Source organism: Pseudaeromonas paramecii, from assembly GCF_039540575.1.
Classification (GTDB): Bacteria; Pseudomonadota; Gammaproteobacteria; order Enterobacterales; family Aeromonadaceae; genus Pseudaeromonas; species Pseudaeromonas paramecii.
Window position 1 is genome coordinate 120,152 of record NZ_BAABFC010000003.1, and the last position, 15,981, is coordinate 136,132.

Here is a 15,981-nt window from a genome sequence, read left to right on the forward strand (position 1 = left end):
CCTCTACTGGCGGCACATCAGCAGGACGAAGGAGGCTGCCGGCAGCAGTTTGTACAGTGGATGCTAGCCCAGCAGGCCAGCTTCTCCGATACCAGTGCCAATGCCCTGATTCGCCGAGAAGCCGAGCGACGCATCGATCAGGCCCGTCTGGCCTACGCGCGCCATGCCAGCTTCTGTGCCGCCATGGCCGTCGCCAGCCAGGCCGACGGCCAAACCACCACCCTGGCTGCCCGCTTTGGCGAGGTGCAATCCTTCGACCGGCCGCGCAAGGCGCATCACACCAGCAACGCCAGCCCCAGGGCGCGCCGCACCCGGGCCACCAGCTCTCCCGTCACGACCCGCGCCCTGTCGGTGCCCTGTTGCAGCACCCGGACCAGCTCGCCCTTGTCCGCCAGATAGGCCGCACGCCGCGCCCGGATCGGTGCCAATAACGTCTGCAGCTCGTCATTGAGCAGGCGTTTGAGCACCACATCCCCCAGGCCGCCGCGCTGGTAGTGGGCCTTGAGTTCGCTCACCCGCGCCTCGTCGGCACAGAAGGCATCCAGGTAGCTGAACACCACGTTGCCCGCCACCTGCCCCGGGTCCTTGACCCGCAAATGGTTGGGATCCGTGTACATCTTCATCACCGCCGCCTGCACCTCGTCCGCCGAGGCCCCCAGCGTGATGCCGTTGCCCAGTGACTTGGACATCTTGGCCTGGCCGTCGATGCCCGGCAGCCGGCTCACCTTGCCCAGCAGGGCCTGGCATTCGGTCAGTACCGGTGCGCCGACGATGCGGTTGAAGGCCCGCACTATCTCGTTGGTCTGCTCTATCATGGGCAGCTGGTCATCCCCCACCGGCACCAGGGTGGCGCTGAAGGCGGTGATGTCCGCCGCCTGGCTCACCGGGTAGGTGAGAAAGCCCGCCGGCAGCGAACGCTCGAAGCCCTTCTGGGCGATCTCGTTCTTCACCGTGGGGTTGCGCTCCAGGCGGGAGACGGTCACCAGGTTGAGGTAGTACAGGGTCAGCTCGGAGAGGGCCGGCAGGGCCGACTGCAGGCAGAGGGTGGTCTTGGCCGGATCGATACCCACCGCCAGGTAGTCCGCCACCACGTTGAGTATGTTCTCGCTGATCTTGGCCGGGTTGTGGCCGTTGTCGGTGAGGCCCTGCAGATCCGCCACCAGCACCGTCTGGTCGTGCAGCTCCTGCAGTTCGACCCGCTGGCGCAATGAGCCGACGTAGTGACCCAGATGCAGGGGGCCGGTGGGGCGATCCCCGGTGAGAATGGTCTGACGCATGACTGTCTCCTTGACAGTAACGGCGCCAATCCGAGCCCAAAAAAATGCCGCCCGGATTGGCGGCATGTGAGGAAAATCGGATGTGGTTTCTCCTGGCCGCCGCTAGAAGCGGCGCCACCACGCACAGGATGAGGAGAAACCCGGTTGCATTTGCATGGGCCCACGCTACACCCGCAACCTGCGCGGGATCAAGAAAGAATCCCGCCGAGGGTGAGCGGGGCCGCAGCATTGCGGATCCGGCGATAAAAACGTGTAAACTATCGCCGGTTTTCGCCCCGGGCGGGCCCGTGCCCGGGACAGCAGGTTTTAACCCTCGACTCTTAGGAACTTAAACCGATGAAAAACATCAATCCGACCCAGACCAAGGCCTGGAAAGCGCTGGAAGCGCACTTCGCCGCCAACCAGGATCGCCAGCTCAAGGATCTGTTCGCAGCCGATCCGGCCCGTTTCGACAAGTTCTCCACCACCTTCGGCTCCGACATCCTGGTGGACTACTCCAAGAACCTGATCAGCGAAGAGACCCTGGGTCTGCTCATCGATCTGGCCAAGGAAACCGATCTGGCCGCCGCCATCGACGCCATGTTCAACGGCGAGAAGATCAACAAAACCGAAGATCGTGCCGTGCTGCACGTGGCCCTGCGTAACCGCGCCGACCGGGAAATCCTGGTCGATGGCAAGGACGTGATGCCGGAAGTGAAGGCCGTGCTGGAAAAGATGAAGGGCTTCTGCGCCAAGATCATCTCCGGCGAGTGGAAGGGTTACACCGGCAAGACCATTCAGCACGTGGTCAACATCGGCATCGGCGGTTCCGACCTGGGCCCCGTGATGATCACCGAGGCCCTGCGCCCCTACAAGAACCACCTGGAGATGCACTTCGTCTCCAACGTGGACGGCACCCACATCGCCGAAACCCTGAAGAAGATCGATCCAGAAACCACCCTGTTCCTGGTGGCCTCCAAGACCTTCACCACCCAGGAGACCATGACCAACGCCCTGACCGCCCGGGATTGGTTCATCAAGACCGCCGGTGACAAGGCTCACGTGGCCAAGCACTTCGCCGCCCTGTCCACCAACGGCAAGGCCGTGGCCGAGTTCGGCATCGACACCGACAACATGTTCGAATTCTGGGACTGGGTGGGCGGTCGCTACTCCTCCTGGTCTGCCATCGGCATGCCCATCGCCCTGTCCGTCGGGTTCGACAACTTCGAAGCCCTGCTGCAAGGCGCCTTCGAGATGGACATGCACTTCGCCACCGCCGACTTCGCCCAGAACGTGCCGGTGCTGCTGGCCCTGATCGGCCTGTGGTACAACAACTTCTACGGCGCCGAGTCCGAAGCCATCCTGCCCTACGACCAGTACATGCACCGGTTCCCCGCCTACTTCCAGCAGGGCAACATGGAGTCCAACGGCAAGTACGTGGATCGCAACGGCAATCCGGTGGACTACCAGACCGGCCCCATCATCTGGGGTGAGCCGGGCACCAACGGCCAACACGCCTTCTACCAGCTGATCCACCAGGGCACCAAGCTGATCCCCTGTGACTTCCTGGCCCCGGCCGTGAGCCACAACCCGATTGGCGATCACCATCCCAAGCTGCTGGCCAACTTCTTCGCCCAGACCGAGGCCCTGGCCTTCGGCAAGAGCAAGGAACAGGTGGAAGCCGAGTTCATCGCCGCCGGCAAGACGCTCGAGCAGGTCAAGGATCTGGTGCCCTTCAAGGTGTTTGAGGGCAACCGTCCGACCAACTCAATCCTCTTCAAGAGCCTGACCCCCAAGGTGCTGGGTGCCCTGATCGCCATGTACGAACACAAGATCTTCGTACAAGGCGCCATCTGGAACATCTTCTCCTTCGACCAGTGGGGCGTGGAGCTGGGCAAGCAACTGGCCAACAAGATACTGCCGGAGCTGAACACCAGCGAGGCCGTCAGCAGCCACGACAGCTCCACCAACGGCCTGATCAACACCTGGAAGGCCTGGAAGTAAGCCGGACGACGCGCGGCCCGCGCCGCGCCCACAGTCCAACAACGGAGCCCTCGGGCTCCGTTTTTTTTCTGCCCGCCGTCGGCCAAACGCGCCGAATTGGATCCCACCCGGCTCTCGTGGTGCACCAAATTAGTTCAAGCTAAAGCTGCCCCAATTGAGTGCAGTTCACGGCCCTGCCTGTGACCATGGGGGTTTGGCGAAGCTGGCACAGCCCTTGTATGGCATCTCTCCTGAACGCCGGATTTCACCGGCCATCACGGAGGATACGCCATGACCCCAGCTCGTTGCCCGTCTGTTGTTCGCCCGTTGTTTACCCTGATCGCCGCCGCCTGCGCCGCCGGCCCCGCCTTCGCCCTGGACATGAGCAAGGGGGAAGGGGTGCTGGATATCATCGCCTGGCCCGGCTACATAGAGCGCGGCGAGACAGACAAGGCCTACGACTGGGTCACCGGCTTCGAACAGGCCACCGGCTGTGAGGTGCGGGTCAAGACCGCCGCCACCTCCGACGAGATGGTCTCCCTGATGGCCAAGGGTGGCTACGATCTGGTCACCGCCTCCGGCGACGCCTCCTTGCGCCTCATCTACGGCAAGCGGGTGCAGCCCATTGACCCTAGCCTGATCCCCAACTGGGACAAGGTGGATCCGCGCCTCAAGGACGCCCCCTGGCACACGGTGGCCGGCCAGCACTACGGCACCCCCTACCAGTGGGGCCCCAACGTGCTGATGTACAGCACAGCCGTGTTCAAGGAGGCCCCCACCAGCTGGGCCGTGCTGTTCGAGCCCCAGACCCTGCCGGACGGCAAGCCCAACCAGGGCCGGGTGCAGGCCTATGACGGCGCCATCTACCTGGCGGACGCCGCCCTCTACCTCAAGCACGCCAAGCCCGAGCTGGGAATCCAGGATCCCTACGAGCTGACCGAGCCCCAATACCAGGCGGTACTGGATCTGGTGCGCAAACAGCATCCGCTCATTCACCGCTACTGGCACGACTACAACGTGCAGATGAGCGACTTCAAGAATGAAGGGGTGGTGGCCTCCGGCTCCTGGCCCTTCCAGGTAAACACCCTGCTGGCCGAGAACCAGGCCATCGCCTCCACCATTCCGGTGGAAGGGGCCACCGGCTGGGCCGACACCACCATGCTGCATGCCGAGGCGGCCCACCCGGTGTGCGCCTACAAGTGGCTGAACTGGTCACTGGAGCCCAAGGTGCAGGGTGACGTGGCCGCCTGGTTCGGCTCTGTGCCCTCGGTGCCCGCCGCCTGCACGGCGTCGAGCCTGCTGGGCGAAGGGGGTTGTCAGACCAACGGTTACGACAACTTCGACAAGATCGCCTTCTGGAAGACGCCCCAGGCCAAGTGTGAACAGGGAACCTGCGTGCCCTACAGCCGCTGGGTGCAGGACTACATCGCCATCATGGGTGGTCGCTAAGCGCGAGGGGGTACCCATGACATGGGCCGTCGAGTTTTCCGCCGTTAGCCGGCACTACGGCAAGGTCAAGGCCGTGGACAAGGTGAGCCTGCAGATCGAGCAGGGAGAGTTCTTCTCCATGCTGGGGCCTTCCGGCTCCGGCAAGACCACCTGCCTGCGGCTGATGGCCGGCTTCGAGCAACCGGATCTGGGGGCGGTTAGGCTGTCCGGCATCAATGCCGTGGGCCTGCCACCCTACCAGCGGGACGTGAATACGGTATTTCAGGACTATGCCCTGTTCCCCCACCTCAAGGTGTGGGAGAACGTGGCCTACGGCCTGAAGATCCGCGGCATGGGCCGGGGGGATCGCATGGCCCGGGCCGAGGAGGCGCTGGCCATGGTGGCGCTGGACGGCTATGGCGATCGCAAGCCTGCCGCCCTGTCCGGCGGTCAGCGGCAACGGGTCGCCCTGGCCCGCGCCCTGGTGAACCGCCCCAAGGTGCTGCTGCTGGATGAGCCCCTGGGGGCCCTGGACCTCAAGCTGCGGGAGCAGATGCAGTCCGAGCTCAAGCGGCTGCATCGCCAGCTGGGCATCACCTTCGTCTACGTCACCCATGATCAGGGGGAGGCCCTCTCCATGTCCGATCGGGTGGCGGTGTTCAACCGCGGGCGTATCGAGCAGCTGGACACCCCCCAGCAGCTCTACACCCAGCCCCAGACCCCCTTCGTGGCCCGCTTCGTCGGCGGCGCCAACGTCATAGCGGCGCCGCTGGCCGAACGGCTGACCGGCGAGGCGCGCCCCTTCGCCCTGCGGCCGGAGCACGTCCACCTGGTGCATGACTGGCAGAGCCAGCCGCTGCAGGTGGAAGGCGTGTTGCGCCAGGTGCACTACCACGGCGCCTACAGCCGGCTGGAGCTGGACCTGGGCAAGGAGCAGACCCTGGCGGTGCAGTTGCCCCACGGCGAGGGCGAGACCGTCACCCTGCCGGAGCCCGGCACCCGCTTGACCTGCGGCTGGTCCCGCCAGGCCATGGTGCCCCTGCGGGAGGACGGGCAGGAGGATGGACAAGGGGGTGCGCCATGAGCGCCGCCCCCCTCGCCCCGGCCCCAACTGGCCTGACGGCCTGGCAGCGGCTGGGCCGCTGGCTCTACCTGCACCCCACCGCCCTGCTCTGGCTCTGCCTCATACTGCCACTGCTGTGGTTTGCCGGCCTCTACCTGGGTTCCCTGTTGAGCCTGCTGTGGCAGAGCGTCTTCACCTTCGACGACTTCACCATGACGGTGCTGCCGGATCTGACCCTGGACAACTACCGCCAGCTGTTCACCCCGGGCAACCTGGACATCGTCATCCGCACCGTCACCATGGCCCTGGTGGTGAGCGTCGCGGACGCCCTGCTGGCCTTCCCCATCGCCCTCTACATGGCGCTGTACGCCAGCCCGCGCATCAAGGCCTGCTTCTACATCGGCGTCATGCTGCCCATGTGGGCCAGCTACATCGTCAAGGCCTACGCCTGGACCGCCATCCTGGCCAAGGACGGTCTGCTGCAGTGGATCCTGAGCCACCTGGGGCTCGAACCTGCCCTGCTGTGGCTGCTGCAGACCCCCATCGGCGGCAACACGCTAGCCACCTCGCACCTGGGCCGCTTCCTGGTGTTCAGCTACATCTGGCTGCCCTTCATGATACTGCCCATCCAGGCGGCGCTGGAGCGCATCCCGCCCAGCCTGCTGCAGGCGGCCAGCGATCTGGGAGCCAAGCCCCGCCAGGTGCTGACCACAGTGCTGCTGCCCCTGGCCCTGCCCGGGGTGATGGCCGGCTCCATCTTCACCTTCTGCCTCACCCTGGGGGATTACATCATCCCCACCCTGGTGGGGCCGTCCGGGCTGTTTATCGGCACCATGGTCTACACCCAGCAGGGCGCGGTGGGCAACATGCCGCTGGCCGCCGCCTTCACCCTGGTGCCCCTGCTGCTGATTGCCATCTACCTGTGGTTTGCCAAACGACTGGGGGCCTTCGATGCACTCTGACCGCACCGCCTCTCCCCTGCTCAAGGTGCTGGCCTGGGGAGGCCTGATACTGCTGCACCTGCCCCTGGTGGTGATCGCCCTGTACGCCTTCAACACCGAGAGCGCCGCCTTCAGCTTCCCGCTGCAGGGCTTCACCCTCCAGTGGTTCGGCAAGGCCCTCTCCCGGCCGGATGTACTGGAGGCGGTCTGGCTGTCGGTGAAGCTGGCGGCCATGGCCACCGTGCTGGCCCTGGTGCTGGGCACGCTAGCGGCCCTGGCCATGTGGCGGCACCAGTTTGTCGGCAAGGATGCCTTCAACATGCTGCTGGTGCTGCCCATCGCCCTGCCCGGCATCATCACGGGTCTGGCGCTGCTCAGCAGCTTCAAGGCATTGGGCATCAGCCCCGGCATGCTGACCCTGGTGGTGAGCCACGCCACCTTCTGCGTGGTCATCGTCTTCAACAACGTGCTGGCACGCTTTCGCCGTACCAGCCAGAGCCTGATCGAGGCCTCCATGGACCTGGGGGCCGACGGCTGGCAGACCTTCCGCTACGTGGTGCTGCCCAACCTGGCCACCGCCCTGCTGGCGGGCGGCCTGTTGGCCTTTGCACTATCGTTTGACGAGATCATCGTCACCACCTTCACCGCCGGGCACGAGAAGACACTGCCCATCTGGCTGCTGGGGCAACTGACCCGGCCGCGGGACGTGCCGGTGACCAATGTGGTGGCGCTCCTGGTGATGTTGGCCACGGTCGTGCCCATCCTCGCCGCTTACTATCTAACCAAAGACACAGAGACGGTGGCCGGCAGCAGCAAGTAGCCGCCACCCCCCATTCATGTTCAGGGAGAACCTTTATGCAGATCCAACTGCTCATCAACGGTCAAGTCGTCGCCGGTCAAGGCCCGGCCCTGCCGGTGTTCAACCCCTCCACCGGGGAGGCCATCGTCTCCATCCCCGAAGCGGAGCCGGCACAGGTGCTGGCCGCGGTGGCCGCCGCTGACGCCGCCTTCCCCGCCTGGGCCGCCCTGCCGCCCCGGGAGCGTTCCACCCGCCTGCTGGCCATCGCCGACGCCATCGAGCGCAACGGCGCCGAACTGGCGCGCCTGGAATCCCTCAACTGCGGCAAGCCCTACCACGCCATGCTCAACGACGAGATCCCGGCGGTGGTGGACTGCTTCCGCTTCTTCGCCGGCGCCGCCCGCTGCCTGAACGGCTCCTCCGCCGGGGAGTACATCCCGGGTTTCACCTCCATGATCCGCCGCGACCCCATCGGCGTGGTGGCCAGTATCGCCCCCTGGAACTACCCGCTGCAGATGGCCGCCTGGAAGCTGGCCCCGGCCCTGGCCGCCGGTAACACCGTCATCATCAAGCCCTCCGAGGTGACCCCGCTGACCACGCTGGCCCTGGTGCCCATCCTGGCCGAATGCCTGCCGGCCGGCGTGGTGAACGTGGTACACGGCCGCGGTGCCGAGGTCGGTGCGCCCCTGGTGAGCCATCCCAAGGTGCGCATGGTCTCCCTGACCGGTTCCATCCCCACCGGCAAGCGACTGGTAGAAAGCGCCGCACAGACCCTCAAACGCACCCATATGGAGCTGGGTGGCAAGGCGCCGGTGATAGTGCTGGATGACGCCAACCTGGCCGAGGTGGTGGACGGCATCCGCGCCTTCGGTTTCTACAACGCCGGCCAGGACTGCACCGCCGCCTGCCGCATCTATGCCCAGAAGGGCATCTACGACAAGCTGGTCGCGGATCTGGGCAGTGCCATCGGCTCCCTGAAGATGGGCCTGCAGGATGACCCCAGCACAGAGCTGGGCCCGCTCATCTACGCCGCCCACCGTGACCGTGTGGTGGGCTTCGTGGATCGCGCCCGCGAACAGAAGCACATCGAGATCGTCACCGGCGGCGCCAAGGGCGAGGGCCCGGGCTACTTCTACCAGCCGACTCTGGTGGCCGGCGCCCTGCAGACCGACGAAATCGTGCAGAAGGAGGTGTTCGGTCCCGTGGTCTCCGTCACCGCCATCGACGATCTGGATCAGGGGATCGCCTTCGCCAACGACTCCGAGTACGGCCTGGCCTCCTCGGTGTGGACCCAGGACGTGGGCAAGGCCATGTCCGCCGCCGCCGTGCTGCAGTACGGCTGCACCTGGATCAACACCCACTTCATGATCACCAACGAGATGCCCCACGGCGGTCTCAAGCAATCCGGCTACGGCAAGGACATGTCCATGTACGCCCTGGAGGAGTACACCTGTGCCCGCCATGTGATGGTGAAGTGGTAACCCTGCCCCTGAGCGGCTCTTGGTATGAGAGGCCAGACGCAACGACGCCCCGGCTCTTGTAACCTCCCTTCCGTCTGGCCGAGCCGCAAACAAAGGCCGGGGGGCGAGGCTAGGACGCCGAGCCAGTTATCGTCGTGCCGGGAGCACGTCGATAACGCCCCCAGTGCCCGAGTGAGTGGCGAGGGAACCCGCAGGGCCTGACGGCAGGGAGTGCCAGGGATTGCCAAGGGGGACGGCATGGTCCCCCTTGGCTCGCCCCCGCCCAGCGGCTGGCGGATCTGAAACGGCTGCCGACAAAGGGCGAAACGGGCGAGTCGTTACCGAACGACACCCCCATCAGTTACTCAGGCGAGGTGACGGCAAGGCCGTCGCCTCGCTTCGCCGCATCCGCGGAAACGTTTTTATCCCATTGATTTAAAACATATTTATTCTTGACTGCCGCCTACCAACTACCGTAATGTCATCTGGCTTTTGCTGATTTTTAGTCACTTGGCAGCCCGGCCCCGGCCAAGCTGCTGCCAAGGGGAACACCCCGCCTGACGATGACGCCCCTCCCGCCTGCGCCATCAAAAATCAGACGTTGATACGTCATAACGCTGATTTAGGAATTTCACCGATGAAAAGGATGTTTCTTGTTCTGCTGAGCCTGCTCAGCCTGGGAGCCTGCATGTCTGTAACCGCCCAACCCCACGCCTATCGCGGCAGCCTGCTGCACTTCACCGACGACCCGACCCGGGATCCGGCCGCCCAGCACTATCTGGACGATGGCCTGCTGATCATCGCGGACGGCAAAGTCGTCGGTGCCAAGCCGTTTGCCGAGGCCAGCGCCGCCGAGCTGGCGCTGCCCCGCACCGACTACCGCGGCAAGCTGCTGCTGCCGGGCTTTATCGACACCCATATCCACTTCCCGCAGACCGAGATGGTGGCCGCCTACGGCGAGCAGCTGCTGGAGTGGCTCAACACCTACACCTTCCCCACCGAACGCAAGTTTGCCGATCCGGACTATGCCGCCCGGCGCGCCAGCTTCTTCATCGACGAGCTGCTGCGCAACGGCACCACCACGGCCCTGGTGTTCGCCACCGTGCATCCGGCCTCGGTGGATGCCTTGTTCGCCGCGGCGGATGCCAAGCGGATGCGGCTCATCGCCGGCAAGGTGCTGATGGATCGCAACGCGCCGGACTACCTCACCGACACCGCCGAGTCCGGCTACCGCCAGAGCCAGGCCCTGATCGCCAAGTGGCATCACCACAACCGCCTGCTGTACGCAGTGACGCCGCGCTTCGCCCCCACCTCCAGCCCGGACCAGCTGGCGGCCGCCGGCAAGCTGTTCCACGAGACGCCGGAACTCTACCTGCACACCCACCTGAGCGAGAACCAGAACGAGATCGCCTGGGTCAAGTCGCTGTTTCCCGAGCGGGAGGGCTACCTGGATGTGTATGACCATTACGGCCTGACCGGCCCGCGGGCGGTGTTTGCCCACGGCATCCACCTGGAAGCCAAGGAGCAGCAGACCCTGGCCGACAGCGGCTCTGCGGTGGCCTTCTGTCCCACCTCCAACCTGTTTCTGGGCAGTGGCCTGTTCCGCCTGCACCCGCTCAAGACCGCCGGTGTGCGGGTGGGGCTGGGCACCGATATCGGCGCCGGCACCAGCTTCTCCCTGCTGCAGACGCTGAACGAGGGCTACAAGGTGCAGCAGCTGCAGGGCGAGAAGCTCTCCGCCGCCGAAGGCCTCTATCAGGCCACCCTGGGCGGCGCCCGGGCCCTCTACCTGGAGGACAAGCTGGGCAACTTCCTGCCGGGCAAGGAGGCGGACTTCGTGGTGCTTGACTGGGCCGCCACCCCATTGCAGCAGCTGCGGCAGGAGAACAGCCGGGATCTGGCGGATCGCCTGTTCGCCCTCATGATGCTGGGGGATGAGCGCAACGTGGCCGCCACCTATGTGGATGGCCGTCAGGTGTTCGGCCCGGCCCCGCGCTGATCCCACGGCCGCCGGGGCGGCACACCACCAGACGAGGGCGCGGCGGGCGCCCTTTTTTATTGTCAGAAAAGTGCCTGGCCCTCTGCCCTTGGCCGGCGCCGGGGGCTATAACTAGTTTTTGGGCCAATCGAGACCAACAGGAGCACGCCATGGGCAAGAAACACAAAAACGCCGCCGCCGAGCCGCCGGCCGACATCCCGAACAAGAAGCTCAGCGAGAAGGCATATCAGAAGGAGCTGCGCAAGCTGCACGAGGAGCTGGTGACCCTGCAACGCTGGGTGGTGGCCAAGGGCCTCAAGGTCTGCATCCTGTTCGAGGGCCGCGACGGCGCCGGCAAGGGCGGCACCATCAAGGCCATCACGGAGCGGGTCAGCCCGCGGGTATTTAGGGTCATCGCCCTGCCCACCCCCAACGAGCGGGAGAAGACCCAGCTCTATTTTCAGCGCTACATCAAGCACCTGCCCGCCGCCGGCGAGATCGTCATCTTCGACCGCAGCTGGTACAACCGGGCCGGGGTGGAGAAGGTGATGGGCTTTTGCACCCCGGAGCAGACCGAGCGGTTTCTCGAGGGGGTGCCCATGGTGGAGCGAGCCCTGGTGGAGTCCGGCATCATACTGCTCAAGTACTGGCTGGAGGTGAGCCCGGAGGAGCAGGAGCGCCGGCTACTGGATCGCATCGACGATGGGCGCAAGATCTGGAAGCTCTCCCCCATGGACATTCAATCCTTCGACCGCTGGGATGACTACACGGTGGCGCGGGATGCCATGTTTGCCGCCAGCGACACCGCCTGGGCGCCCTGGTTCGTGGCCCGCTCGGAAGACAAGAAACGGGTACGCCTGAACGTCATCCATCACCTGCTCTCCAAGATCCCCTACGAGGCCCTACCGGTGGACAACGTCAAGCTGCCCAAGCGCAAGATCAAGATACGGCACGACGACACCAGCAGCTTCCGCTACATCCCCGAGCTGTTCTGACTCGGTGCCGGGCAAATTTCCGCAAAACGGGATTTGCCCGGCGAACGTTTTGGCCTAGAGTAAGAGCCGTCGTATCAACTCTCCTGCTTCCTCACATCATGCAACTGCAAGGCACACTCTCTTTGTGGAATGACAAGCGCGGCTTCGGCTTCGTGGATCCCGACGGCGGCGGCGTGCGCGCCTTCGTCCATATCACCGCCTTCGACTCGCCAGGGCTGCGCCCGGAGCAGGGGGATCGCATCAGCTACCGCCTGGGCCGCGACGAGCTGGGACGGGCGGTGGCGCGCCATGTGCGCCTCACCGAGGCCCAGGCCCAAGAGCGCGCCCCCCGTGGCCGCCCCAACGCCTGGGCTCAGGCCCTGCTGCTGGGGCTGGCCGGCCTGCTGAGTACCGGCCTGCTGCTGGGTCGCTTCCCCCTCTGGCTGCCCATGGCCTACCTGCTGGTCAGCCTCATCACCTACCTGTGCTACGCCCGGGACAAGTGGGCGGCCCGCACCGGCCACTGGCGCACCCGGGAGCGCACCCTGCACCTGCTGAGCCTGTTGGGCGGCTGGCCCGGCGCCCTGCTGGCCCAGCAGCGGCTGCGCCACAAGACCCGCAAGCGCAGCTTCCTGCTGCCCTTCTCCCTGAGCGTCGCCACCCATCTGGGCGGCCTGTTCTATTTGCTGGTCAACCCCCAGAGCCAATATTGGTTGCGCCGCCTGCTGGCCGGCTGATCCCGCCGCGGCACCTGTGCCTCGTTGCACCGGTGCCGCGCACCACGTCAGGAGTCTGCCATGTCCCTCAGCCTGCGTCCCGCTACCCCGGCCGATCTGCCCTTCCTGCTGGCGCTGCGCCGCCAGACCATGACCCCCTATCTGCAGGCGGCCGGCATGCCCTGTGACGAGGCCAGTCATCTGGCGCGGATCCAGTACCACTTCGAGGCGGCGCGCATCGTCCACTGGCAGGGCCAGCCGGTGGGGCTGTTCAAGGCCGTCTGGCTGGCCGAGCCGCAATACTGGTACCTCATCCAGATCCAGCTAGCGCCCCAGGCTCAGGGCCAGGGGCTGGGGGCCCGGCTGATCGGCGATCTGCTGCACCAGGCCGCCGGTCAGCGGGTGGTGCTGAGCGTCATTCACAGCAACCCGGCCCGCCACCTGTATCAGCGGCTGGGCTTTGTCCCCTTCGCCGAGGATGATAAGGAGCTCTGGCTGGAAAACCGCCCAGCCGGTTGAGAGACCGGCCAGATTAGCGACCGGCCGGCCTCAGCCTTGGTGGGTGAGGGAAAGCAGGGTGTTGGCCACCCCCTTGGTGCGCTCGGCATTCTCGGCCGTCAGGGTACTCACCTGCTCCAGGGAGCCCAGCATGGAGGTCAACTCGCTCACCGCGGTGGATTGCCCCTCGATCTCCTGGGCCACCCGGCGGATCTCCTCGGCCAGCGTGAAGATGTCGCTGCCGATTTCCCCGGCGCTCTGGCGTGACTTCTCCGCCAGGTTGCGCACCTCGTCGGCCACCACCGCAAAGCCCCGCCCCAGCTCGCCGGCCCGCGCCGCCTCGATGGCGGCATTCAAGGCCAACAGATTGGTCTGATCCGACAGCTGCTGGATCACCTGCACCACGCTCTGGATGCGCTCGCTGGATTGGGCCAGCTGCCGGGCGCTGCCGGCCACCGACTGCGCCTGCTGAGCCATGCTGTTGATGGTCACGCCGGCCTGCTCCACCGCCGCCACCTGGGTCTGAACATGGTCGGTCAGCTCATCCACCGACTGGTGCAGATGGGTGGCGCACTGGGACAGCTCGGCGGCGATGTTCTCCCGCTCCGCTTCGGCATGGTGCAACAGGTTGCCCAGCTGGCTCAGCCCGGCAAAGATGGGCCGCAAGGCGGCATCCAGCTGGCCGGCATCAAACAGGGCGTTGTAGTCGTGCTGCTTGAAGCGATCGATCTGCTGGACCACCACCTGGTTGAGCCCCACCAGCTTCTTCAGCTGCCGCTGCAGGAAGAAGGCCTTGAACTCGCCATAGCGACAGGCAAAGCGATCGATGAAGTCGTCATGAAACGCCTCCTTGGCCCCCCGGGTGTCGAACCAGAACAGGGCGGTGAGGGTCTGGTTGAGGTTGAGGCCGAGGATCTCGCCGAAGGTGGAGAAGCCCACTAGGGGGGTGGTGCCGAACACCCCTGTCATGCTGGCCAGCTCGGGGCCGTTGTTCAGCCGCCGCAGGATGCAGTCGTTGAGCAGCCCCGCCACCGGCCTGGGCTTGTGCTCCAGGAATCGTGCGAAGTCCCGCCGGGTCGCCTCCACCAGGGGGGTGCGGCGCACCAGCACCAGCTCCTCACCGGGTGCCACATCGCAGTACAGATAGGTGAGACCACTGGCCAGATCGATGCGCTGCACCGAGCGCACGAACAGCTCCTCCCCCACCCGGATGGCGAAGGAGTAGTCCGCCAGCTTGGCCTCCAGCTGCGCCGGGGCACAGGTGAAGTGCCGGCACAGCAGATCCACCATGCTGAGGATGTTGCCCTGCCGATCGATCACCTCGCTGATGGCCCGCTGCTCCAGGGAGGCGGTGAGCACGTTGAAGGCAAAGTCGGAGGGCTGGAAGTTCTGGCTCTTGAACACGCCAAAGCGAATATGGGGCGGCATCTTCATGAAGACGATCAGGGCGTGATGCTCCAGGGCCTGCTGACCGTCATGCAGGTAGGTGTGCTGGAAATCCAGCTTGCCGCCGGCTGAGCCGCCGACAAACAGGCAGGGGAAACGGCCAGACTCGTACAGGGCCTCCATGAAGAAGGACTCGGAGCGCGACAGACCATCGAACAGCACATAGGCCAGGGTGTCCTTGGCATCGATGTCCATCTTGACCTTGAGACCGGCGATGGACTGGGTCAGACGCGCCAGACGCCGGGCCAGGGGTTCCTGGCTCTGCCCCTGGCTCAGATCCGCCGAGCCCAGCGGCACCTTGACCACCTCCACCCCGGCCAGCAGATCCGGGCCGAAGCATTCCAGCACAGTATCCTGCCAATGGCCCTCGGTGCCGCAATAGAGCCGCTGGGCCTCGCCGCCACACAAGGCGCCGGCGCTGGTGGAGAGCACCAGGGCCGTCCCCGGGAAACGGGCCTTGATGGCCGAGGCAATGGGCTCCATAGGCACATGGGGTGACACGAACCCCATGATCAAGACGGGGGTGAAGGGCACGGTCGCCAGATCACCGGCCAATGACGCCCCCTGGATATGCAAGGTGTGCACCCCAGATGTCTTGCGCCCCATCCAACCGCCGAATCGCTGCCACCATGTCGTCATATTCTGCTCCTGTTACTTGCCAGTGGGCTGGCTTACCATCCCTGTAGTGTAGGTAAGGATACCCGAATGTTGTCGCGCCCTTGAAAACAGTTTCAACGATGAGCCCGTCTCGCGGCAGGGCACCCGTCGCGGCAGCAAGCCAGGTGGCGCCAATCACAACCAAAACATAACATCTTGATTTATAACGCCTGTCATAAGAGTGACGGCAAACTGGCGTGCCGCAGGTGAGGCCGAATGCCGTAGCCTGGGCGCAGCACAACTTCAGGAGGAACGAAGCATGGTGCGCACACTGAGACTGCAACGGGGCTGGTCCCAGGAACAGCTGGCCCAGATCGCTGGCCTCAGCATCCGGACCATACAGCGGATCGAAGGCGGGCAGAATCCCGGCCTCGACAGCCTCAAGGCCCTGGCAGCCGTCTTTGAATTACCCATTTCTGCACTACAGGGGGAAACCAAGATGTCCGCCACCACCCACACCGTCTCCGACGAGGAGCAGCAGCTACTGGATCAGATCCGCGCCCAAAAGGGCTTCTACCAGCACGCCGTGCGCTACACCTTGGTGATCGGCCTGCTATTTGCCATCAACCTGCTCAGCGGTTCAGCTTACCTCTGGGCTGTCTGGCCCATGCTGGGCTGGGGCATAGGTCTGCTGTGCCACGGGCTGAATGTCTTTGTCCGCACGCCGGCCCTGTTCGGCGAGGCCTGGGAGCGCCGCCAGCTGGCCAAACGCCTGGGCCGGCCAGACCAACCGAAGGATTGACTCGATTGGAGCTCAGTACTAGGCTGGACGGGACCATCCA

Annotated in this window: 12 protein-coding genes and 2 pseudogenes; 11 read left to right on the forward strand and 3 right to left on the reverse strand. The window is 65.2% G+C overall.

Annotation, left to right across the window (positions count from 1 at the left end; genetic code table 11):
• Positions 1–275: 275 nt before the first annotated feature.
• Positions 276–1,277, reverse strand: a complete 1,002-nt coding sequence (gene trpS / locus ABD847_RS03160) for a tryptophan--tRNA ligase (protein ID WP_345009958.1) — start codon at positions 1,275–1,277, stop codon at positions 276–278.
• A 336-nt stretch (positions 1,278–1,613) separates the two neighbouring features.
• Here trpS and pgi point away from each other — a divergent pair, with 336 nt between their 5' ends.
• The 10 genes from pgi to ABD847_RS03210 all read left to right on the forward strand — a co-directional run bounded on the left by pgi (position 1,614) and on the right by ABD847_RS03210 (position 13,117).
• Complete coding sequence (gene pgi, locus ABD847_RS03165) at positions 1,614–3,260, forward strand: glucose-6-phosphate isomerase (protein WP_345009960.1); 1,647 nt, start codon at positions 1,614–1,616, stop codon at positions 3,258–3,260.
• Between the two features lie 270 nt (positions 3,261–3,530).
• The gene (locus tag ABD847_RS03170; RefSeq protein WP_425568367.1) at positions 3,531–4,688 is read left to right on the forward strand and encodes an ABC transporter substrate-binding protein; all 1,158 of its coding nucleotides are present in this window, start codon (positions 3,531–3,533) and stop codon (positions 4,686–4,688) included.
• A gap of 16 nt (positions 4,689–4,704) precedes the next feature.
• A complete protein-coding gene (locus ABD847_RS03175) occupies positions 4,705–5,751 on the forward strand; it encodes an ABC transporter ATP-binding protein (protein ID WP_345009962.1) in 1,047 nt (348 codons plus the stop codon).
• Entirely contained in the window at positions 5,748–6,692 is a 945-nt protein-coding gene (locus tag ABD847_RS03180) for an ABC transporter permease (RefSeq protein WP_345009964.1), read from the forward strand. The genes ABD847_RS03175 and ABD847_RS03180 overlap by 4 nt, the downstream gene beginning before the upstream one ends.
• Complete coding sequence (locus ABD847_RS03185) at positions 6,682–7,491, forward strand: ABC transporter permease (RefSeq protein WP_345009966.1); 810 nt, start codon at positions 6,682–6,684, stop codon at positions 7,489–7,491. Before ABD847_RS03180 ends, ABD847_RS03185 begins: the two co-directional genes overlap by 11 nt.
• A 35-nt stretch (positions 7,492–7,526) precedes the next feature.
• On the forward strand, positions 7,527–8,951 hold the full coding sequence (locus ABD847_RS03190) for a gamma-aminobutyraldehyde dehydrogenase (RefSeq protein WP_345009968.1): 1,425 nt from the start codon (positions 7,527–7,529) through the stop codon (positions 8,949–8,951).
• Between the two features lie 667 nt (positions 8,952–9,618).
• Positions 9,619–10,929 (forward strand): guanine deaminase, encoded by a 1,311-nt coding sequence (gene guaD / locus ABD847_RS03195; RefSeq protein WP_345009970.1) that lies wholly within the window; start codon positions 9,619–9,621, stop codon positions 10,927–10,929.
• Between the two features lie 149 nt (positions 10,930–11,078).
• Positions 11,079–11,903 (forward strand): polyphosphate kinase 2, encoded by an 825-nt coding sequence (ppk2, locus tag ABD847_RS03200; RefSeq protein ID WP_345009972.1) that lies wholly within the window; start codon positions 11,079–11,081, stop codon positions 11,901–11,903.
• A 98-nt stretch (positions 11,904–12,001) separates the two neighbouring features.
• Positions 12,002–12,619 carry a DUF1294 domain-containing protein gene (locus ABD847_RS03205; protein ID WP_345009974.1) on the forward strand — a complete coding sequence of 206 codons (618 nt, stop codon included), beginning with the start codon at positions 12,002–12,004 and terminating at the stop codon, positions 12,617–12,619.
• Between the two features lie 60 nt (positions 12,620–12,679).
• The gene (locus tag ABD847_RS03210) at positions 12,680–13,117 is read left to right on the forward strand and encodes a GNAT family N-acetyltransferase (RefSeq protein WP_345009976.1); all 438 of its coding nucleotides are present in this window, start codon (positions 12,680–12,682) and stop codon (positions 13,115–13,117) included.
• Positions 13,118–13,147: 30 nt separating this feature from the next.
• Here the strand turns inward: ABD847_RS03210 and ABD847_RS16835 are convergent.
• Positions 13,148–13,519, reverse strand: a pseudogene (locus ABD847_RS16835) (methyl-accepting chemotaxis protein); the annotation flags it as partial.
• A gap of 501 nt (positions 13,520–14,020) precedes the next feature.
• A pseudogene (locus ABD847_RS16840) lies at positions 14,021–15,181 on the reverse strand (FIST signal transduction protein); the annotation flags it as partial.
• 277 nt (positions 15,182–15,458) lie between these two features.
• On the opposite strand from ABD847_RS16840, the gene ABD847_RS03220 reads away from it, so the two are divergent.
• Entirely contained in the window at positions 15,459–15,941 is a 483-nt protein-coding gene (locus tag ABD847_RS03220) for a 2TM domain-containing protein (protein WP_345009980.1), read from the forward strand.
• Positions 15,942–15,981: the final 40 nt, after the last annotated feature.